The sequence below is a fragment of the Kosakonia sp. MH5 genome (genome assembly GCF_009935945.1).
Classification (GTDB): domain Bacteria; phylum Pseudomonadota; class Gammaproteobacteria; order Enterobacterales; family Enterobacteriaceae; genus Kosakonia; species Kosakonia radicincitans.
In genome coordinates this window covers 803554-824909 of the sequence record NZ_QODH01000001.1, presented here as the reverse complement: position 1 = coordinate 824909, position 21356 = coordinate 803554, and the positions used below count along the sequence as shown (strand labels likewise).

At 55.6% G+C, this 21356-nt stretch carries 19 protein-coding genes and 1 pseudogene; 9 read left to right on the top strand and 11 right to left on the bottom strand.

Features of this window, described 5'->3' with window-relative positions; genetic code table 11:
* The first annotated feature begins 20 nt into the window (after positions 1–20).
* Positions 21–2671 (top strand): annotated as a pseudogene (locus DK872_RS03900) (beta-N-acetylhexosaminidase).
* Between the two features lie 105 nt (positions 2672–2776).
* Here the strand turns inward: DK872_RS03900 and fur are convergent.
* The 4 genes from fur to ybfF form a co-directional block, all read right to left on the bottom strand.
* Positions 2777–3223, bottom strand: a complete 447-nt coding sequence (gene fur, locus DK872_RS03895; protein ID WP_007373881.1) for a ferric iron uptake transcriptional regulator — start codon at positions 3221–3223, stop codon at positions 2777–2779.
* A gap of 289 nt (positions 3224–3512) precedes the next feature.
* Positions 3513–4043, bottom strand: a complete 531-nt coding sequence (gene fldA, locus DK872_RS03890; RefSeq protein WP_007373882.1) for a flavodoxin FldA — start codon at positions 4041–4043, stop codon at positions 3513–3515.
* Positions 4044–4206: 163 nt separating this feature from the next.
* Positions 4207–4491 (bottom strand): LexA regulated protein, encoded by a 285-nt coding sequence (ybfE, locus tag DK872_RS03885; protein ID WP_007373883.1) that lies wholly within the window; start codon positions 4489–4491, stop codon positions 4207–4209.
* Positions 4492–4621: 130 nt separating this feature from the next.
* The gene (ybfF, locus tag DK872_RS03880; protein WP_161518043.1) at positions 4622–5395 is read right to left on the bottom strand and encodes an esterase; all 774 of its coding nucleotides are present in this window, start codon (positions 5393–5395) and stop codon (positions 4622–4624) included.
* A 182-nt stretch (positions 5396–5577) separates the two neighbouring features.
* Between ybfF and seqA the strand changes: the two genes are divergently transcribed.
* Together seqA and pgm are read left to right on the top strand one after the other, a co-directional pair.
* On the top strand, positions 5578–6132 hold the full coding sequence (gene seqA, locus DK872_RS03875; RefSeq protein ID WP_007373885.1) for a replication initiation negative regulator SeqA: 555 nt from the start codon (positions 5578–5580) through the stop codon (positions 6130–6132).
* A 24-nt stretch (positions 6133–6156) separates the two neighbouring features.
* Positions 6157–7797, top strand: a complete 1641-nt coding sequence (gene pgm, locus DK872_RS03870; protein WP_007373886.1) for a phosphoglucomutase (alpha-D-glucose-1,6-bisphosphate-dependent) — start codon at positions 6157–6159, stop codon at positions 7795–7797.
* Between the two features lie 62 nt (positions 7798–7859).
* Here the strand turns inward: pgm and DK872_RS03865 are convergent, their stop codons facing one another.
* Genes DK872_RS03865 through kdpF form a run of 7 tightly spaced genes read right to left on the bottom strand, consistent with a single transcriptional unit; the run spans position 7860 to position 16109 of the window.
* Positions 7860–8288: an EamA family transporter gene (locus DK872_RS03865; RefSeq protein WP_035886081.1), complete on the bottom strand. Its 429-nt coding sequence runs from the start codon at positions 8286–8288 to the stop codon at positions 7860–7862.
* A gap of 33 nt (positions 8289–8321) precedes the next feature.
* The gene (gene kdpE / locus DK872_RS03860; RefSeq protein ID WP_007373888.1) at positions 8322–8999 is read right to left on the bottom strand and encodes a two-component system response regulator KdpE; all 678 of its coding nucleotides are present in this window, start codon (positions 8997–8999) and stop codon (positions 8322–8324) included.
* Entirely contained in the window at positions 8996–11683 is a 2688-nt protein-coding gene (gene kdpD / locus DK872_RS03855; RefSeq protein ID WP_007373889.1) for a two-component system sensor histidine kinase KdpD, read from the bottom strand. Before kdpD ends, kdpE begins: the two co-directional genes overlap by 4 nt.
* A gap of 3 nt (positions 11684–11686) precedes the next feature.
* Positions 11687–12262, bottom strand: a complete 576-nt coding sequence (gene kdpC, locus DK872_RS03850) for a potassium-transporting ATPase subunit KdpC (RefSeq protein ID WP_090397265.1) — start codon at positions 12260–12262, stop codon at positions 11687–11689.
* Positions 12263–12274: 12 nt separating this feature from the next.
* On the bottom strand, positions 12275–14323 hold the full coding sequence (gene kdpB, locus DK872_RS03845) for a potassium-transporting ATPase subunit KdpB (protein WP_035885979.1): 2049 nt from the start codon (positions 14321–14323) through the stop codon (positions 12275–12277).
* A 20-nt stretch (positions 14324–14343) separates the two neighbouring features.
* Positions 14344–16020 (bottom strand): potassium-transporting ATPase subunit KdpA, encoded by a 1677-nt coding sequence (kdpA, locus tag DK872_RS03840; protein WP_007373892.1) that lies wholly within the window; start codon positions 16018–16020, stop codon positions 14344–14346.
* Positions 16020–16109, bottom strand: coding sequence for a K(+)-transporting ATPase subunit F (gene kdpF / locus DK872_RS03835; protein ID WP_035885978.1), 90 nt, complete (start codon positions 16107–16109; stop codon positions 16020–16022). The genes kdpA and kdpF overlap by 1 nt, the downstream gene beginning before the upstream one ends.
* Before the next feature lie 394 nt (positions 16110–16503).
* On the opposite strand from kdpF, the gene DK872_RS03830 reads away from it, so the two are divergent.
* The 6 genes from DK872_RS03830 (at position 16504) to pxpA (ending at position 21347) form a co-directional block, all read left to right on the top strand.
* On the top strand, positions 16504–16710 hold the full coding sequence (locus tag DK872_RS03830) for a YbfA family protein (RefSeq protein ID WP_035885977.1): 207 nt from the start codon (positions 16504–16506) through the stop codon (positions 16708–16710).
* 147 nt (positions 16711–16857) lie between these two features.
* Positions 16858–18270: a deoxyribodipyrimidine photo-lyase gene (gene phrB / locus DK872_RS03825; protein WP_007373894.1), complete on the top strand. Its 1413-nt coding sequence runs from the start codon at positions 16858–16860 to the stop codon at positions 18268–18270.
* A gap of 12 nt (positions 18271–18282) precedes the next feature.
* Positions 18283–19026: a type 2 GTP cyclohydrolase I gene (locus DK872_RS03820; RefSeq protein ID WP_007373895.1), complete on the top strand. Its 744-nt coding sequence runs from the start codon at positions 18283–18285 to the stop codon at positions 19024–19026.
* 11 nt (positions 19027–19037) lie between these two features.
* Entirely contained in the window at positions 19038–19694 is a 657-nt protein-coding gene (gene pxpB, locus DK872_RS03815; RefSeq protein ID WP_007373896.1) for a 5-oxoprolinase subunit PxpB, read from the top strand.
* Positions 19688–20620, top strand: coding sequence for a 5-oxoprolinase subunit PxpC (pxpC, locus tag DK872_RS03810; protein WP_007373897.1), 933 nt, complete (start codon positions 19688–19690; stop codon positions 20618–20620). Before pxpB ends, pxpC begins: the two co-directional genes overlap by 7 nt.
* Positions 20610–21347, top strand: coding sequence for a 5-oxoprolinase subunit PxpA (gene pxpA / locus DK872_RS03805; RefSeq protein ID WP_007373898.1), 738 nt, complete (start codon positions 20610–20612; stop codon positions 21345–21347). Before pxpC ends, pxpA begins: the two co-directional genes overlap by 11 nt.
* Positions 21348–21356 lie beyond the last annotated feature (9 nt).

Sequence of the window (21356 nt, the reverse complement as noted above, 5' to 3'; positions counted from 1 at the left end):
TGAAATACAAGGAATAAGTAATGAAAACAGTACGTTCAAGCATCTTAGCCAGCGCAATCTTTGGGGTATTAAGCAGCCCTGCGCTGGCAAACCAGAATACTGTCGACGCCATCAGCCAGTTTCATCTTAACTACGCGGTGAAGGATAACTTTGCCGCACAGAACGGCATTGACTGTGCGAAGCTGGGTGCTGACTGGGCTTCCTGCAATAAGGCGGTGATCACGCTGACCAACAAGGGTGAGGCTGTAACCGACAAGGATTGGGCGATTTACTTCCACAGCATCCGTCCGATACTGGAAGTGGCAAATGACCAGTTTAAGGTTAGCCATATCATGGGCGATCTGCACAAACTGGAGCCAACGGACAAATTTACCGGCTTCCCGGCGAAGCAGGCAGTGGAAATTCCTGTTGTTAACGAGTACTGGCAGTTGTTTGTTACCGATGTGCTGCCTCGCTGGTATGTGACGGCCGAAGGTGCGACGGCAAAGTGATCGCCAATACCGATACCGAAGATCTGTTCCAGTTTGTTACGCCGCTCGACGGCCAGTGGAAACGTACGCCGGATGATAAAAACATCCTGATGACCGCTGAAGCGCGCTTTGAGAAAAATAGCGACGTCAAAGCGCTGAACCTCGCCACGTTGCGCGGCCAGATTATACCCACGCCGCAGGAGGTAAAAATCTCCGGTCAGGATGTGGATCTGAGCAAAGGCGTGAAGCTCGATCTCTCTGCGCTAGGCGCGGATGCGCAGGAAGCGGTGAAGTCGCGCTTCGCGCTGCTGGGCGTCAAAGAGGGCAGTTATCCCATCCGTACAGAGATCGCAGTGAAGGCTTTTGCGGGTGATGAAGCCATATCTGGTGCCTATCAGTTGCACATTGGGGCAAATGAGGCGGTAATCACCGGCTTTGATCAGGCTGGCGTGTTCTACGGCCTGCAATCTTTGCTGTCGCTGATCCCTTCCAGTGGCGAGCAGAAAATCGCACGGCTTGAAGCAAAAGACGCACCGCGTTTTGATTATCGCGGTATTCAGCTTGATGTGGGACGTAACTTCCATAGCAAAGATGCCGTACTACGCCTGCTGGATCAGATGTCAGCGTATAAGCTGAACAAATTCCACTTTCACCTTACTGATGACGAAGGCTGGCGCATTGAGATCCCTGGTCTGCCTGAGTTGACCGACATCGGCAGTAAACGTTGCCACGATCTGAGCGAGAAAACCTGCCTGCTGCCGCAACTGGGTTCCGGCCCGGACAGCAACAACAATGGTAGCGGCCACTTCAGCCGTACCGATTACATCGACATACTGAAGTACGCGAAAGCGCGCCAGATTGAAGTGATCCCGGAAATTGATATGCCGGCACACGCCCGTGCAGCCGTGATCTCAATGGAAGCGCGCTATGAGCGCCTGATGAAAGAGGGTAAAGAGAAAGAGGCGAATCAGTACCGTTTGCTGGATCCGACGGACACCTCTAATACCACCGGGGTACAGTTCTATAACCGCACTGGCTATCTGAACCCTTGTCTCGATTCGTCGCGCAATTTCGTCGATAAAGTGATTGGCGAAATCCAGCAAATGCACAAAGAAGCGGGTGTACCGCTGAACACCTGGCATTTTGGCGGTGACGAAGCGAAAAACATCTATCTGGGGGCGGGTTATACCGACCAGAAAAAACCGGAAGCGGGCAAAGGTATCATCGATCAGAGCAAGCAGGACAAACCGTGGGCAAAATCTCAGGTCTGCCAGACTATGGTTAAAGAGGGTAAAGTTGCAGATGTTGAGCATCTTTCCAGCTACTTTGGTATTGAGGTCAGCAAGCTGGTGAAAGCGCACGGTATCGGCACCATGCAGGCGTGGCAGGATGGCCTGAAAGATGCCAAAAATGCCGCTGAGTTTGCCACCGATCACGTCAATGTTAACTTCTGGGATACGCTCTATTGGGGCGGTTTCGATTCGGTAAATGACTGGGCGAACAAAGGGTTCCGCGTCATTGTCTCGAACCCGGACTATGTTTACCTCGACTTCCCGAACGAAGTCCATCCGGCGGAAAGCGGCTACTACTGGGGCACGCGCTTTAGCGATGAGCGCAAGATCTTCAGCTTTGCGCCGGACAACATGCCGCAAAATGCCGAAACCTCACTGGATCGTGACGGCAATCCATTCAGCGCGAAATCGGATAAACCGTGGCCTGGAGCCTATGGTCTTTCTGCTCAGCTGTGGAGTGAAGTGGTGCGTACCGACAACCAGATGGAGTACATGATTTATCCACGCATGATTGCGGTCGCAGAGCGTGCCTGGCACCGCGCCGGCTGGGAACAGGATTATCAGGCCGGGCGCGAGTACAAAGGCGGTGAAACTCATCTGGTCGATGTAAAAGCGCTGGATAAAGACTGGAGCCGCTTTGCAAATCTGTTAGGCCATCGTGAACTGGCAAAACTGGACAAAGCAGGCATCAACTACCGTCTGCCTGTACCGGGCGCGCGCGTGGTTGGCAGCAAGCTGGAAGCCAATACCAGCTTCCCGGGAATGGTCGTGGAATATTCTACGGACGGCGGTAAAAACTGGCTGCGCTACGATAATAAAGCGCGTCCTCAGGTGAGCGGGGAAGTGCAGATCCGTACCGCCAGCCCGGACGGTAAACGTTTCAGCCGTGTGGATAGCGTGAAAGCGTAATTATTGCTGAAGTAACCTGCCCGGCAGCGCAAACCTGCCGGGCATTTTTGTTTTTGAAGGGCAAAAAAAAGCCAACCCGAAGGCTGGCTTGAGTATGAAAAGGGATTATTTCGCGTCGTGCGCGTGTTCATCTTCGCGGCAGTCACCCTCGGCGCAGTGACCGTACAGGTAAAGACTATGGTTCGTCAGACGAATGCCGTGTTTCGCGGCGATTTCGCGCTGGCGCGCTTCGATGGAATCATCACTGAATTCGATCACTTTGCCGCAGTCGAGGCAAATCAGGTGATCGTGGTGATGCTGCTGAGTCAGTTCAAAAACGGATTTCCCGCCTTCGAAGTTATGACGGGTCACAATGCCGGCGTCATCAAACTGGTTCAGTACACGGTATACTGTCGCCAGCCCGATCTCTTCGCCCATGTCGATCAGTCGTTTATATAAATCTTCCGCACTGACATGATGGTTATCCGGTTCCTGAAGTACTTCCAGGATTTTTAACCGAGGAAGCGTGACTTTCAGGCCAGCCTTCTTTAATGCGGTATTGTTGTCAGTCATGCGGAATCTGTCCTGTTGCTATACGATTCACTTCCTCAATGGAAGTTAGAAGGAATGCACCTGGGATAATGCGTCTCATTATAGAACTGCCATGGCTAAATGAAAACTGCAAGTCCTCAAGTAAAGTAAGCTTTTAAAACGTGGTGTCACCAGCAACTCCTGTGCTTTATGACACCACTTTAGCAGGGCTTATTGTACAGCGATGGAGAAAAAAGTTAAAAATTTGTAGCAATTATTTCCATTGCTTTTACCTATTAATACCACGTAACCCACAGATTACGCCGTAAAATCAGGCGTTGATGATGTCATCAAGATGCAGCTCTTCGCGAACTTGCTTAACCCATTTTTGCACGCGTTCTGCGGTCAGTTCTGGCTGGCGATCTTCGTCAATGGCCAGACCAACAAAATGGTCGTCATCCACCAGACCTTTAGAGGCTTCGAAATGGTAGCCTGCAGTCGGCCAGTGGCCCACGATGGTCGCGCCGCGCGGCTCAATAATATCGCGGATCGTACCCAGCGCATCACAGAAATATTCTGCATAGTCTTCCTGATCGCCGCAGCCAAACAGCGCAACTAACTTACCATTAAAATCAATGTCTTCCAGCGTCGGGAAGAAATCATCCCAGTCGCACTGCGCTTCGCCATAATACCAGGTCGGAATGCCGAGCAGCAGAATGTCATATCCTTCGATATCTTCTTTGCTGCTTTTGGCAATGTCATGTACGTCGGCAACGTCCTTACCAAGCTGACTCTGAATCATTTTCGCAATATTTTCGGTGTTGCCGGTGTCGCTGCCGAAGAAAATACCTGTAATTGCCATGAGTAAAATAACCTCTTGAAACCTAATGAATATGATGGTGGCGCTACGCCCACAGATAAGGGCAATCATAGCAGAACAGAGAAGCGCGCGAAAACAGCTATCGCCGCGGAGTGCACTGTATGACACATGAAAACGTAAAAATAAGAGAGGTGATTCGGAGTAATTACTTTCCGCGCAATGCGCTCAGCTGTGCCAGCAGCATCTCTTCGATAAGTTCGCTGCGGCTCATGTCGCGCGCATCGGCAAGTTCGTTTAATGCATCAACGGCTTCAACATTCAGTTTTAGCTCGACGCGTTTAAGCCCACGAACTTTATCGCGTTTTAATTGATTGCGTTTGTTGATGCGTAACTGTTCATCACGCGAGAGCGGATTCGTCTTCGGCCGTCCCGGGCGACGCTCATTCGCGAACAGATCCAGGGTTGTACGGTCCGTTTGTTCTTTAGCCATGTTTAAGCATACTACGGGAAAGACAAGCAATCGGGCTGCCGCCCGGGCTGAATAGCGCGCCATCATACATCAGCATAACGGGCGCGCCAACGGGCGGACGCGTTCTGGCGACTGGTCGCCGCCTTTTTAATCAGTTTGACTTTTCAGCGAGATAACGATTAATTGCCCGCATTACCGCTTCAGGTTTTTCCGCATGCACCCAGTGACCGGCGCCAGCAATCACATGCGCGCGCGCCTGCGGGAACTGTTCAAGCAAAGCGCTCCGGTACTGCTCCGTAACGTAAGGGGAGTTGCCGCCGCAGACAAACAGTGCCGGATGAGGCCATGCGGGAATGGTTTCCCAGCCGACAATATGCGGATATTGCACCCACAACACCGGAACATTGAAACGCCACTCGCCCTCAACAAACGATTTCAGCAGAAACTGGATCACGCCTTCTTCTTTTACATGCTCGCGCATTAGCGAAGCCGCCTGCTGGCGCGTAGTGACCTGCGCGTCAGTGACGGCATTGATCGCGGCAAATATCTCGTCATGGCGGCGAACATGGTAATCGACCGGTGCAATATCAATCGCCACCAGCTTTTCTACGCGTTCCGGCGCCAGTGCCGACAGCGCCATCACGGCTTTGCCGCCCATTGAGTGCCCAATAAATATAGCCTTGTCGATATGATGGGCGTCCAGCGTATCCAGCAGATCCTGCGCCATTGCCGGATAGTTCATCTCGTCGGAGCGGGGGGAAAGACCGTGGTTGCGCATATCAACCTGCACCACGTCATACTCCTGTACCAGTTCGCGGGCCAGTACGCCGAGGTTATCGAGGCTACCAAACAGCCCGTGGACAAGGACGACAGGAGAATTGTTGTGCGGATGTTGTGCAGATTGCGCTCGCGTATTCAATTTCATAGGAAAGTTCTTTTTTTCACTCTGGCGGGTTAGGTTATTATGGTGAACATTCTGCCGCCCGGCTGCAAGGTTAAGAATTACTCTTACTTTTGCCGCCATCCTGGTTTGACGCTATCCGCTGTTGAGATTTCACTTTATAATCCCAACACTTGTATTCAGATTAGATATCGCACTGGATTAAGATGAAAACGATCGAAGTTGATGATGAGCTCTACAGTTATATTGCCAGCCATACTAAGCATATCGGCGAGAGCGCATCCGACATTTTACGGCGCATGTTGAAATTTTCCGCCGTATCACCGGCACAGCCTGCCGCTTCTCTTGCAACGGTAAAAGAGCCGCGTACCGTCGTTGCTGTCGAAGGCATCAAACCGGCTAATACCGCAAAAGATAAAGTCCGCGCCGTGCGTGAGCTGCTCCTCTCTGATGAATATGCCGAGCAGAAAAAGGCCGTCAATCGTTTCCTGATGGTGCTGTCTACTCTCTATTCACTCGACGACAAAGGCTTTACGGAATCCACTGAATCACTGCACGGGCGCACAAGAGTATACTTTGCCGTCAATGAGCAAACCCTGTTGCAGAACGGCAACCAGACCAAACCGAAGCAGGTGCCGAACACCCCTTACTGGGTCATCACCAACACCAATACGGGTCGTAAATGCAGCATGATTGAGCACATCATGCAGTCAATGCAGTTCCCGGCGGAATTGATTGAAAAAGTTTGCGGCACAATTTAATCCTTGCATTGAAAGGACCAGGCAATGGCTAACCACCCGCGTGCGGGTCAACCTGCACAACAGAGCGATTTGATTAACGTCGCCCAGCTTACTGCGCAGTACTATGTGTTGAAACCTGAAGTCGGTAATTCAGAACATGCGGTGAAATTTGGCACTTCCGGCCACCGTGGCAGCGCCCATCGCCACAGCTTCAACGAGCCACACATTCTGGCCATCGCTCAGGCGATTGCCGAAGAGCGTGCAAAAAACGGGATTACCGGGCCGTGCTATGTGGGTAAAGATACTCACGCGCTGTCTGAACCGGCGTTTATCTCCGTGCTGGAAGTGCTGACAGCAAACGGTGTGGATGTGATCGTGCAGGAAAATAACGGCTTCACGCCCACGCCTGCCATCTCAAATGCCATTCTGGTACACAACAAAAACGGCGGCGCGCAGGCGGACGGTATCGTTATCACCCCGTCGCATAACCCACCAGAAGATGGCGGGATCAAGTACAACCCGCCTAACGGTGGCCCGGCTGATACCAACGTTACCAAAGTGGTGGAAGACCGCGCGAATGCGCTGTTGGCGGATGGTCTGAAAGGCGTGAAACGTCTTACGCTGGATGCAGCGCTGGCCTCCGGTCATGTGACAGAAAAAGATCTGGTGCAGCCATTTATTGAAGGGCTGGCGGACATTGTCGACATGGCGGCAATCCAGAAAGCGGGCCTGAAACTGGGTGTCGATCCGCTGGGCGGCTCCGGTATTGAATACTGGAAGCGTATCGCGGAGTACTACAAGCTGGATCTGAGCATCGTTAACGATCAGGTCGATCAGACCTTCCGCTTTATGCACCTGGATAAAGACGGCGCGATCCGTATGGATTGCTCCTCCGAATGTGCGATGGCGGGTCTGTTGGCGCTGCGCGACAAGTTCGATCTGGCGTTTGCTAACGATCCGGACTACGACCGTCACGGCATCGTAACCCCGGCAGGGTTGATGAACCCGAACCACTACCTGGCGGTTGCTATCAACTACCTGTTCCAGCACCGTCCGCAGTGGGGCAAAGATGTTGCCGTCGGCAAAACGCTGGTCTCTTCAGCGATGATCGACCGCGTGGTTAACGACCTTGGCCGTAAGCTGGTGGAAGTGCCGGTGGGTTTCAAATGGTTTGTTGATGGTCTGCATGACGGCAGTTTCGGCTTTGGTGGTGAAGAGAGCGCGGGCGCGTCCTTCCTGCGTTTCGACGGTACGCCGTGGTCAACAGATAAAGACGGCATCATCATGTGTCTGCTGGCGGCTGAGATCACCGCCGTGACCGGGAAAAACCCGCAGCAGCATTACGATGAGCTGGCGGCACGCTTCGGAGCGCCGAGCTACAACCGTTTGCAGGCTTCTGCCTCCTCCGCGCAGAAAGCCGCGCTGTCCAAACTCTCTCCGGAAATGGTGAGCGCCAGCACGCTGGCAGGCGACCCTATCACTGCGCGTCTGACGGCTGCTCCGGGCAATGGCGCATCGATTGGCGGCCTGAAAGTGATGACCGACAACGGCTGGTTCGCCGCGCGTCCGTCAGGTACTGAAGACGCCTACAAAATCTACTGCGAAAGTTTCCTCGGTGACGAACACCGGAAGCTGATTGAAAAAGAAGCGGTAGAAATTGTCAGCGAAGTGCTGAAAAACGCGTAAGAAAAAAGGCTCCTTCGGGAGCCTTAAATTTTTGCGGATCGGGGCTGCCATCTGTTGCAAACTCACCCCAGCGCAACCATCAGCGCACCGGCAGTAATTAACGCCACGCCCGCTGCCGCAATCAGTGAGACTTTCTCGCCAAACAGGATCACCGCCAGGATCACGGCAAACACCACGCTCAGCTTGTCGATGGGAGCAACCCGCGATACGTTGCCGCTTTTGATCGCCATAAAATAGAACAGCCACGACAGCGCGCCCGCGATGCCGCTCAGTACCACAAACAGCAGCGCTTTTTTATCGGCCAGCACAGTGGCGACCAGCGACAATTTGCCCTGCACCACGACCACACCGACCAGAAATACGGCCATTACCACCGCACGGATCGCCGTGGCAGTATTGGCGTCGAGATGTTGCAAACCGATCTTGCCGAAAATAGCCACCAGCGCAGCGGTGACCGCTGATAACAACGCATAAATTAGCCAGGCGCTCATCATTACTCTCCCAAAAAACAGCAGGATACGCCCTCAAAGCATAAACCGGTAGCCAATCCCTGTTTCAGTCAGTAAATGGCGAGGGCGGGCAGGATCGGCTTCGAGTTTCTGGCGCAGGTGGCCCATATAGATGCGCAGGTAGTGGCTGTGCTCGATGGCATTCGGCCCCCAGACCTGGCTTAGCAGTTGTCGCTGAGTTAACACTTTGCCGTGATTGTTCAACAGCACGGCCAGCAGGCGAAATTCAATGGGCGTCAGATGGATCTCTTCCTCACCGCGCTGGATGCGGCGGTTAGCCAGATCGACGCGAATATCAGCAAAGGCCACCACCGGTTCGCCAGGGGTTGTGGCCGCATGACGGCGCAGGGCAACGCGCAGGCGGGCCTGCAACTCGCCAATGCCAAACGGTTTGCTGAGGTAATCGTCGGCGCCGGCATCAAGAGCCGCAATTTTGTCGCTCTCTTCAGCACGCGCCGAAAGGACAATCACCGGCATCTGGCTCCACTGGCGCAAATCACGGATAAAGTCCAGACCGTCGCCATCCGGCAGCCCCAAATCGAGGATCACCAGATCGGGTTTGCGGGTGGCGGCTTCAATCAGACCGCGCTGCAAGGTCTCCGCTTCATGGACGCGCAACCCTTCAGCTTCCAGCGCGGTACGCAGAAATCGGCGAATAGCTTGTTCATCTTCGACAATCAGAACGTTGATCACAGATCCTCAGGTAATTCATCCAGTTGCGGAGGTGTTTCACGGGGAAGTGTAACACAAAACAGCGCACCCCCTTGCGGACGATTGCGGGCACTAATGGTACCGCCATGAACCTCAACAATCGCCTGGCAAATCGCCAGCCCAAGACCGACGCCAGGAATCGCTGATTCCTTGGTTCCTCGCGCGAACTTATCAAAAATGGCCTGCTCCTGTCCCGCCGGAATACCTGGCCCGTTATCCCACACATCCAGCATCAACTGTTGCGGCGTTTCATGGGCGGTAATGCCGATCTCTGCCCGCTGTCCTGCATATTTCACCGCATTTTCCAGCAGATTGATTAGCACCCGTTCAAATAATGGGCCGTCAACATGTACCAGCATTAACGGGTCGGGCAGGGCGAGGTTGATATGGCGGCCGCCAAGCCCGGGTTCCAGCGTTCTGAGCGCGCTGCCGACCACCTCTTCCAGCGTTAACCACTCTTTTTTAAGATTAAAACCACCGGACTGAATACGTGCCATATCCAGCAGATTATTCACCAGTCGCGTGGTATTCAGCACATGCTGACGGATCTCGTTGGCCTGCGGCGCATGCGAGGAGCCTTCACTTGCCAGATCGAGCGTCAGGATCTCTGCCTGGCCAAACAGCACAGTCAGCGGTGTGCGCAAATCATGGGAGAGTGCGGCCAGCAAGGAGTTACGAATGCTTTCCCGCTCGCTGGCGAGGCGAGCCTGTTCTTCGCTGGTGGCGAGCGCCTGGCGTTCAAGCGCACTGGCAACCAGCAGGGTGAAGGTTTCCAGCAGGCGTTGCTGTTCCGGGATCATCAACTGACGTAAGTTGGCCGGTTCCACAATCAATAACCCATGGGTTTTTTGGTCGCTTTTAAGCGGCAAAATTTGATACGGCACGCCGGGCAGGGTGTCGGTTCCCGCTCCGGCAGGCTGGCCTTTATCAAAACTCCAGCGGGCAATTGCGTCATCCCAGGGCGTCATGCCGTGGGTTTGCGTCACCGCTTTCAACTGCCCGTGGCTGTCCGGCAGCAACAATTTGCTGCGGGCATCAAAGGTAGACTGGATAAATGTTTCGCTGGTAACGGCGATATCCTTGTTATTACGCCCGACCGCCAGCGCTTTCGACATCTCATAAAGATGGCGGGTGCGCTGCTCGCGATACCGCGCCACACGCGCCTGATAACGCACCCCGGCGGTGAGATTGCCAATGACCAAACCGACCGTCATCATCACGCCAAAGGTCAGCAGGTATTGCACATCGGAAACGGCCAGCGTGCCGCGCGGAGCGATAAAAAAGAGATCGAAACTGATGACGTTAATCACCGTGGCGAACGCGGATGGCCAGCGCCCATAAAACAACGCAACCAGCACCACGCCAAGCAGGTAGATCATCACAAGGTTGGCGGCGTCGAAAGCAGTCAGCCACTGCGCGGCGATCAGCGTGATTGCCGCACAGAGGGCGAGGGCGACGGCACAACCTTTTAACTGCACCCGCCAGCGCTCAATCAACGGGCGTGTATCTCCGGCGCGTGAGGGCAATGCTGCCGGAGCGTCGTCCAGCGCGATGATCACCAGATCGAGATCCGGCGCGCGGCGTGCCAGCTTATCGGCAAATGATTCTGGGTTCCACCAGCGGTGCTTATTGCGTCGGCCAATAATAATTTTGCCGAGGTTATGCTCGCGGGCATAACGCAGAATCGCCTTCTCTTCCGCCGGATCGGAAAGCGTTGCCGTTTCGGCCCCCAGTTCCTGTGCAAGGTGCAGGGCGCTTAAAATCGCCCGCCGTTGCGGTTCCGGCAATTTATGTAACGACGGCGTTTCAACGTACACCGCATGCCAGACGCTGCCCAGTTTGGCTGCCAGCCGCGCCGCCGTGCGGATCAGCTTCTCATTGCCCGCGCCATGCCCGACGCAGAGCAGAATAGCATCACGCGTATGCCAGACTTTCTCTTCACCCTGGCGATCGCGCCAGGCGCGCATCTGATCGTCCACACGGTCGGCGGTGCGGCGTAGCGCCAGTTCGCGCAGGGCAATCAGATTACCTTTACGGAAGAAGTGTTCGATGGCGCGCTCGGCCTGGCCGCCGATATAGACTTTGCCTTCGTGCAGGCGCTGGCGGAGATCGTCCGGCGGCAAATCCACCAGTACGACTTCATCGGCGTTATCGAAAAAGGGATCCGGTACGGTTTCACGTACCTGAATACCGGTCACGCCGCTGACCACATCGTTGAGGCTTTCCAGATGCTGGACGTTGACGGTTGTAAAGACATTAATGCCCGCTTCCAGCAGCTCTTCTACATCCTGCCAGCGTTTCGGATGGCGCGAGCCGGGCGCGTTACTGTGCGCCAGCTCGTCCATTAAAATCAGCGCCGGACGGCGCGCAAGGGCGTCGTCCAGCGAAAACTCCTGAATAAGTCGCCCGCGATGGGCGATACGGCGTGGCGGCAGGGTTGCCAGCCCTTCCAGCAGCGCGGCAGTCTCTTTGCGCCCGTGAGTCTCCACCACGCCAACGAGAATATCAAGCCCCTGCGCCCGCAGACGCTGCGCTTCTTGCAGCATAGCGAACGTTTTGCCCACACCGGCGCAGGCGCCGAAGAAGACTTTCAACTTTCCCCGATGCGCCGTTGCGGCGTGTTCCAGCAAGCGGTCGGGATTGGGACGCAAAGGCTCGTCAGTCATGCTTTATTTATCCTTGAGCGCATCCAGCGCCAGATTGAGTTCCACAATATTGACCACCGGCTGGCCGATAAAATTGACCAGCGGTGTGGTGGTATGTTCGGCCACCATTTTTTCCACTTCTGTCACGGGTAAGTGACGAGCCTGCGCCACGCGCGGGATCTGCCAGGCGGTGGCGGCCGGAGAGAGTTGACCATCAAGGCCGCTCGCCGAGGCGGTAATCAACTCCACCGGCACATGCGTATCCGCTTGTGGATTCTCGGCACGCAGTTGCGCCACGCGCGCCGCCACTTCTTTATCCAGCTCCGGGTTGCTGCCTGCCAGATTGCTGCCGCCGGACGCCATTGGATTATAAGGCGCATCGGCAGTGGCAGAAGGGCGGCCGTGAAAATAAACCGGCGCGGTAAAGTCCTGACCCAGCAAGCGCGAACCGCGCACAGTATCGCCCTCACGGATCAGCGAACCGTTCGCCTGCGCGTTAAACCACCACTGCCCGAGCGCGGTGGTCACCAGCGGGTAGATCCCGCCGGTAATCAGGGTGAAGAGTAACAAAAGCAGAAATGCGGGACGTAATAAAGCCATTTTTTATACCTCTTACACCAGGCCAAACAGGGTCAAAATCAGGTCGATCGCCTTGATACCGATAAACGGCACTACCAGCCCGCCCAGCCCGTAAATCCACAGGTTGCGGCGCAGCATGGCGGAAGCAGTAAGCGGCTTGTAGCTCACCCCTTTCAGCGCCAGCGGGATAAGAAACACAATCACCAGCGCGTTAAAGATCACCGCGCTTAAAATTGCCGACGCCGGGGAGTGCAGATGCATCACGTTCAGCGTATTCAGTTGCGGATAGGTTGCTGCGAACGCCGCCGGAATGATGGCGAAGTATTTCGCCACATCGTTGGCGATACTGAAGGTGGTCAGCGAACCGCGAGTCATCAGCATCTGTTTACCGATATGCACCACTTCAATCAATTTGGTGGGGTTCGAATCGAGATCCACCATGTTGCCCGCCTCTTTGGCGGCCTGGGTGCCGGAGTTCATCGCTACCGCAACGTCCGCCTGCGCCAGCGCTGGCGCATCGTTCGTGCCATCGCCGGTCATCGCCACCAGACGACCTTCCGCCTGATACTGGCGGATCAACGCCAGTTTCGCTTCCGGCGTCGCTTCCGCAAGGAAGTCATCGACACCGGCTTCAGCAGCAATCGCCGCAGCGGTTAAACGGTTATCCCCGGTGATCATTACCGTTTTAATGCCCATTTTACGCAACTGGGCAAAACGCTCTTTAATCCCGCCTTTGACGATATCTTTCAGCGCGATAACACCCAGCACTTTCGCCCCTTCGGCAACGACCAGCGGCGTGGCACCCTGGCGGGCGACGCGTTCGACCAGCGTTTCCACATCGGCCGGGAATTGGCCGCCATTGGCGGCGATATGACGACGGATAGCATCCACCGAACCTTTACGGATCATCCGATCCTGCACGTTGATGCCGCTCATGCGGGTTTGCGCAGTGAAGGGCACAAAGGTGGCTTGCAGGCTCTGCATATCGCGCTTGCGCAGATTAAAGCGGCGTTTAGCCAGTATCACAATACTGCGGCCTTCCGGCGTTTCATCCGCCAGCGAAGAGAGTTGCGCAGCATCGGCCAGCGTTTTTTCATCCACGCCCTGCGCGGGCAGGAAATCGGATGCCTGGCGGTTACCTAAGGTGATGGTGCCGGTTTTATCCAGCAGCAGCACATCGATATCACCTGCCGCTTCCACCGCACGACCGCTGGTGGCAATCACATTCGCACCCAGCATGCGACTCATCCCGGCAACGCCAATCGCAGACAGCAGCCCGCCGATAGTCGTTGGGATCAGGCATACCAGCAGGGCCACCAACACAGTTACGCTGACTGCCTGGCCGCCATATACCGAGAATGGCCACAAAGTGGCGGTTGCCAGCAGGAAGACAAGAGTCAGGGCAACCAGCAGAATGGTCAGCGCGATCTCGTTCGGTGTTTTACGCCGCTGCGCACCTTCCACCATCGCAATCATGCGGTCGAGGAACGTTTCGCCGGGGTTAACGCTGCACTGGATCACCAGCCAGTCAGAAAGAATGCGTGTCCCGCCAGTGACCGAAGCGAAATCGCCACCGGACTCACGGATAACCGGTGCCGATTCGCCGGTTATCGCGCTCTCATCTACCGATGCGCCACCTTCAATCACTTCACCATCGCACGGAATAATGTCACCGGCCTCAACCAGCACCACATCGCCTTTACGCAGGTCTGCTGCCGGAATATGGTCGATTTGTGCATCATGCTGCGGGGCGCGTAATTTGCGGGCGAAAGCGGTTTTTTTCACCCCTTTCAGGCTATTGGCCTGCGCTTTGCTGCGACCTTCCGCCAGCGCCTCTGCAAAGTTGGCGAACAATACCGTAACCCACAACCACAGGCTGACTGTGCCAGTAAACCATGCACTGCCGTCAAGATGGCCTGTTGCCATTGCCACAGTCAAAACTGTGGTCAACAGGCTGCCGATCCAGACAATAAACATCACCGGGTTACGCCACTGTACTTGCGGGCTTAACTTGGTCACCGAATCCATCAGCGCCTGACGAACAAGGTGCGGTTCGAACAGGGCCAGTTGTTTGCGACTCATAAAACGCGTCTCCGCCAGTCTCAAAATAAGAGGTATTCCGCCACCGGGCCGAGCGCCAGGGCAGGAACAAAGGTCAATGCGCCAACCAGCAGTACCGTGCCGATCAGCAGGCCGATAAACAGCGCGCCGTGCGTCGGCAGGGTGCCAGTGCTGGCGGGCTGGATTTTCTTGCCGACCAGTGAACCGGCAATCGCCATCACCGGAACAATCACACCGAAGCGGCCGAAGAACATGCAGAACGCCAGCAGACAGTTCCAGAACGGGGTGTTGGCACTTAATCCGCCAAAGGCGCTGCCGTTGTTGTTGGCCGCCGACGAGACGGCGTACAGCACTTCACTAAAGCCGTGAATGCCGGGGTTAAACATGCCGCTACGCCCGGCATCGGTCATCATCGCCAGCGCGGTACCAATCAGCACCAGCGCCGGGGTGACGAGGATCGCCAGCGCGGTCATTTTCATTTCGCGGACATCGATTTTTTTGCCGATAAACTCCGGCGTACGGCCAATCATCAACCCGGCAATAAACACCGCCAGCAGCACGAACAGCAGCATGCCGTAAAGACCCGAGCCCACGCCGCCAAACACCACTTCGCCAATCTGCATCAGCCACATCGGGATCATGCCGCCCAGCGCGGTAAAGGAGTCATGCATGGCATTCACCGCGCCGCATGAAGCGGCGGTTGTAACCACGGCATACAGGCTGCTCGCCAGAATGCCAAACCGGCTCTCTTTACCTTCCATATTGATGGCGCTGTCGCCACCGAGCGTCAGGAAGTGCGGATTACCCTGGAACTCCGCCCACATCACCACCCCGGCACAGACTACGAAAATCAGCGACATCGACCACAGCAGCATGTGCCCCTGGCGACGGTCCGCCACTGCATCGCCAAAAGCAAAGCAAAGCGCTGCCGGGATCAGGAAGATCACCAGCATCTGCACGATGTTGGTCAATGCGGTCGGGTTTTCAAACGGGTGTGAAGAGTTGGCATTGAAGAAGCCACCGCCGTTGGTGCCGAGCATTTTGATCGCTTCCTGAGACGCGACTGGCCCCATCGGCATCAGATGCTGAACGCCTTCAAGCGAGGTGTAAGGCTGATAAGGTAAAAAGTTTTGCAGGACGCCTTGCTGAATAAAGAACAAGGCAAGGATCAGCGAAATCGGCAGCAGTACCCACAGAGTAATGCGAGTGAGATCTACCCACGCGTTGCCGAGCGTATCCATGCTGCGGCGCGCAAAGGCGCGGATCAACGCGAATATCACCGCAATCCCCGTTGCCGCAGAGAGGAAGTTTTGCACCGTCAGCCCGACCATCTGGCTGAAATAACTCAGTGTGCTTTCGCCTGAATAGGATTGCCAGTTGGTATTCGTGACAAAGCTGACCGCCGTATTCAGTGCCAGATGCCAGGAGAGGCCGGGCAAGTTTTGCGGGTTCATTGGCAAAATGCCTTGCAACATCAGCATGGCAAATAGCAGCACAATACCGAGCACATTGAGCCACAGGATGGCGAACAGATAGTGCCGCCAGTTCATTTCACGGGTATCAATACCCAGTCCACGCCAGAGGATATTTTCGATTGTCGCCGTGCCGGGCAGCGCTTGTCCGGCAATCAGTTTTGCCAGCAGCGATCCCAGCGGGCGCGCAAGAATAAACAGCACCAGCAAAAAGCTGGCGACCAGAAGAAACGCCTGAGCGGCCATCAGAAAGCCTCCGCGTTAATCAGGGCATAAACCAGGTAGCCCAATAACAGGAAAACCAGCACGATGCCGATTATTACGCCTGCACTCACAATTCACCTCCGGGGTGATTTAAGGATGTGTTGTGAAAGTAGTTTTTTCGGCGCAAAGATTTCGCAAAAATCGTCAGGCGGGGTGTAAAAAAAATATAAAAATGGCCAAAAACATTGGGCGGACAAGCGGGGGGATCCCCCAGGGGCTTTCAACGTAACGAAAATCGATAAACCACAATTTAACTAATGATTAGTATTAATTTAACTGTTTTGTAACTAATTTACCGCCGGGACATCAATAAATCGTAAATTGACAGAAAAATAGTGGTCGGATGAGTAGTAAAATTACGAATAAAGCGATACTATTTTAACCAGATTTCAGCGCCGCCCTGATTTTCTGTAAGGCGGGAACATTTCCGGTAGTGATTGCCGGCCTGACAAAGGGGAGAGAATTATGAACACATATAAAGCGTTTCCGGTACACGTTGTGTTGATGCGTCGCGCTTTCGCCATTCTGGCAGGCGTTCTGGCATTACCAGTGATGTTATTCTGGAAAGATCGCGCGCGTTTTTACAGCTACCTGCACCGCGTCTGGGCGAAAACCAGTGAAAAACCGGTGTGGATGGACCAGGCCGAAAAAGTAGCCTGCGACTTTTATTAATCGATTACACACAGCAAATTCTCTAAGCCACCGCCTTGCGGTGGTTTTTTTTTGCAGTAACCTTTTTGCTACATTTACACTGTGCCGCCTGGCGTAGCTGATTAGATCCGCTACGCTGCGCTTTCGTTGTGGACATTAAGGAGTGATATGACCACCCATCTGGTCTGGTTTCGCGCGGATTTACGTGTACATGATAATCTTGCGCTCGCGGCCGCCTGCCGTTATCCCGATGTCCGAGTTATTGCGCTTTTCATTGCCACGCCAGCACAGTGGCAGCAGCATCATATGGCTCCCCGTCAGGCGGCGCTGCTCAACGCCCATCTTAATGCGCTGCAACAGGCGCTGGCGGAGAAGGGCATTCCGTTGCTCTACCGCGAGGTGGATGATTTTGCTGCCTGCGCGCAGGCCATCGCCCAAATCTGTGCCAGCGAGCAGGTAAGCCATCTTTTTTATAACTATCAATATGAATTCAATGAACGCCAGCGTGATGCGGCGGTAGAAAAAGCGCTGCCGAACGTATCCTGCCAGGGGTTTGATGACAGCGTGATGCTGGCACCTGGCAGCGTTATGACCGGTAATCACGAGATGTATAAAGTCTTTACGCCGTTCAAAAACGCTTTTTTGCGTCGGCTAAAAGAGGAACTGCCGCAATGCGTCGCCGCGCCGCATGCACGCGAAGGGGCGCGGCCTGTCGCTAAGCCGATCGCACTTAACTATCCGCAGCAGCCGTTTGATGAACAACTTTTCCCCGCCGATGAGAAAAGCGCGATTGCCCGGCTGCGTCACTTTTGCCAGCAGCAGGCGGCGGAGTATGAGCAGCAGCGTGATTTTCCGGCGATTGAAGGTACCAGCCGCCTCTCCGCCGCGCTGGCGATTGGCGCACTGTCGCCGCGCCAGTGTCTGCATCGTTTACTGGCCGAGCAGCCGCAGGCGCTTGATGGTGGAAGCGGCGCAGTATGGCTCAATGAGCTGATCTGGCGTGAGTTTTACCGTCATCTGATGACATTTCATCCGGCGCTCTGCAAGCACAAACCTTTTATCCCCTGGACTGATAGGGTGCAGTGGCAGGGGAGCCAGCAGCAGCTTGCGGCGTGGCAAGAAGGCAAGACTGGCTTTCCGATTGTCGATGCCGCAATGCGCCAGTTGAACAGCACTGGCTGGATGCACAATCGGCTGCGGATGATTACTGCCAGCTTCCTGGTCAAAGACTTACTTATCGACTGGCGTTGCGGAGAGCGCTATTTTATTTCTCAGTTGATTGATGGCGATCTGGCGGCAAACAATGGTGGCTGGCAGTGGGCAGCCTCAACGGGGACCGACGCGGCGCCGTATTTCCGCATTTTTAATCCCACCACGCAGGGGGAGCGCTTTGACGCCAGCGGCGAGTTTATTCGTCACTGGCTGCCGGAACTGCAAGCAGTGCCGGAAAAGCATCTCCATCAGCCCTGGGCGTGGGCGGATAAACAGGGGCAACGTCTCGATTATCCTCGCCCGATTGTGGACCATAAACAGGCGCGAGCCGCCACCCTGGCGGCGTATGAAGCCGCCCGTAAAGCGTAAAAGAGAGCATTGATGAAAAATACCGAACTGGAAAAACTGATTAACGAGAAGCTGAACAGTGCGGCATTCAGTGATTACGGCCCGAACGGCCTCCAGGTTGAAGGGCGAGAAACGGTGCAAAAAATTGTCACCGGCGTGACCGCCAGCCAGGCGTTGCTGGATGAAGCAGTGCGTCAGCAGGCGGACGCGGTAATTGTCCATCACGGCTATTTCTGGAAAAACGAAGCGCCAGTCATTCTGGGCATGAAGCGTAACCGCCTGAAAACGCTTCTGGCGAACGACATCAACCTGTATGGCTGGCATCTGCCGCTCGATGCGCACCCGGAGCTGGGCAATAACGCGCAACTGGCGGCGCTGCTAGGTATTACCATTCAGGGCGAAATCGAAGAGCTGTTGCCGTGGGGAGAACTCACGATGCCGGTGCCGGGGCTGGAACTGGCTTCGTGGATCGAAGCGCGTCTCGGCCGTAAGCCGCTCTGGTGCGGCGATACCGGGCCGGATGTTGTGAAACGTATCGCCTGGTGTACCGGCGGCGGACAGAGCTTTATCGATAAAGCCGCCCGCTTTGGCGTGGATGCCTTTATCACCGGCGAGGTATCGGAGCAGACCATTCATTCTGCGCGTGAACAGGGGCTGCATTTCTACGCGGCGGGGCACCATGCCACCGAACGTGGCGGCATTCGCGCGTTGAGCGAGTGGCTGAATACCCATACCGATCTTGACGTTACGTTTGTGGATATTCCGAACCCGGCCTGAGGAGCAAACAAGTGCAGCGAGCGCGTTGTTATTTATTAGGGGAAACCGCCGTGGTGCTGGAGCTGGAGCCTCCTGTGCAGTTGGCGACGCAAAAGCGGATCTGGCGGCTGACGCAGCGGCTGTCCACGGTGCCGGAGGTGGCAGAAGTCATTCCGGGGATGAATAACATTACGGTTGTGCTGCGCGATCCGGGCACGCTGGCGCTCGATGCCATTGAACGCTTACAGCGCTGGTGGGAAGAGAGCGAGGCGCTGGAGCCGGAATCTCGCGCCATTGAGATCCCGGTGCTGTACGGCGGCGATGCCGGGCCGGATCTCGGACGGGTGGCGGAACATTGCCGGATGAGTGAAAAACAGGTAGTGGAGCTTCATGCCTCTGTTGATTATGTGGTCTGGTTTATTGGCTTCCAGCCTGGCTTTCCCTATCTGGGCGGCCTGCCGGAAGCACTGGCCACGCCGCGACGCGCTGAACCGCGTGTTCGCGTAGCAGCCGGTTCTGTCGGTATTGGCGGCGCACAAACCGGCATCTACCCGCTGGAGACGCCCGGCGGCTGGAACCTGATTGGACGAACAGATTTGGCGCTCTTTAACCCGCGTTTAGCGGAGCCTTCATTGCTGCGTCCTGGCGACACGCTGCGCTTCATTCCGCGTAAGGAGGGCGTATGTTGAACATTATCCGCGCCGGTATTTACACCAGCTTACAGGGTGGTAAACGTACCGGTTTGCGCCAGTCCGGAATCAGCTATTGCGGCGCGCTGGACGCGCCTGCGCTGCAAATTGGCAATGCGCTGGTGGGCAATGCGCCTGATACGGCAGGGCTTGAGATTACGCTCGGCCAGTTCGAAGTGGTGTTCGAAAGCCGCTGCTGGTTTGCCCTGACCGGCGCCGGTTGTGAAGCGAAGCTCGACGGTAAACCCGTGTGGACGGGGTGGCGTTTTGTGGCAAAAGCCGGGCAGCGGCTAGTGCTGAAACGCCCGCTGCACGGTGTGCGTAGTTATCTGGCAGTGGCAGGAGGTTTCGCGCTGCCGGAGGTGCTGGGTTCCGGGAGTACCGATCTGAAAGCCGCTATCGGTGGGCTGGAAGGGCGACTGTTACGTGATGGCGATACGCTGCCTCTGGCAAAAACGAAGCGGCAGTTTCGTACCCAGCAGGGCGTAAAACAACTGCTGTGGGGTAACCGCATTCGCGCGCTGCCGGGGCCGGAATATCACGAATTCGACACGGCTTCGCAGGAAGCATTCTGGCGTCTGCCATGGCAGATAAGCCCGCAGAGCAACCGTATGGGGTACCGCTTACAGGGGCAGCCACTGTTGCGGACGACCTCGCGCGAGTTGCTCTCCCACGGCTTATTACCCGGCGTTATACAGGTGCCGTCAAATGGCCAACCGATTGTGCTGATGAATGATGCTCAGACGACCGGCGGATACCCGCGTATTGCCTGCATTATTGAGGCCGATATGTACCATCTGGCGCAAATTCCTCTTGGGCAACCGGTGCATTTTGTTCAGTGTTCACTGGATGAAGCGCTGCATGCCCGCCAGGACCAACAGCGTTATCTTGAACAACTGGCATGGCGGTTAACGCATGAAGATTGATTTAAACGCCGATCTTGGCGAAGGCTGCGGCAATGATGCTGCGTTGTTGAAACTGGTGTCGTCGGCCAATATCGCCTGCGGTTTTCATGCGGGCGATGCCGGGACGATGCTGACATGCGTGCGCGAAGCGCTGCGTAACGGGGTCGCCATCGGCGCACATCCCTCGTTTCCCGATCGGGAAAACTTCGGTCGTACAGCGATGCAACTGCCGCCGGAAACCGTGTATGCCCAGATGCTGTACCAAATCGGTGCACTGGCAGCGATGGTGCATGCTGAGGGCGGTAAATTACAGCATGTGAAGCCCCACGGCATGTTATACAACCAGGCGGCAAATGATGCGCAACTGGCCGACGCTATCGCCAGTGCGGTACACGATGTTGATTCGGATTTGATTCTGGTCGGGCTGGCGGGCAGCGAACTGATCCGCGCCGGAAAAAACTGGGGGCTGATCACCCGCCAGGAAGTGTTTGCCGATCGCGGCTATCGCAGCGATGGTCGGCTGGTACCACGCAGCGAGCCGGGCGCGTTGATTACTGATGACAATGTGGCGCTGGCGCAAACGCTGGAGATGGTGCTGGCAGGGCGTGTCAAAAGTATTGAAGGCGAATATGTTCCCGTGCAGGCGCAAACGGTGTGCCTGCACGGCGATGGTGAACATGCGTTACTGTTTGCCCGCCGTCTGCATGCTGCTTTTACCCAGCGTGGGGTGATCATTTCCGCGCGATAACACAAGGAG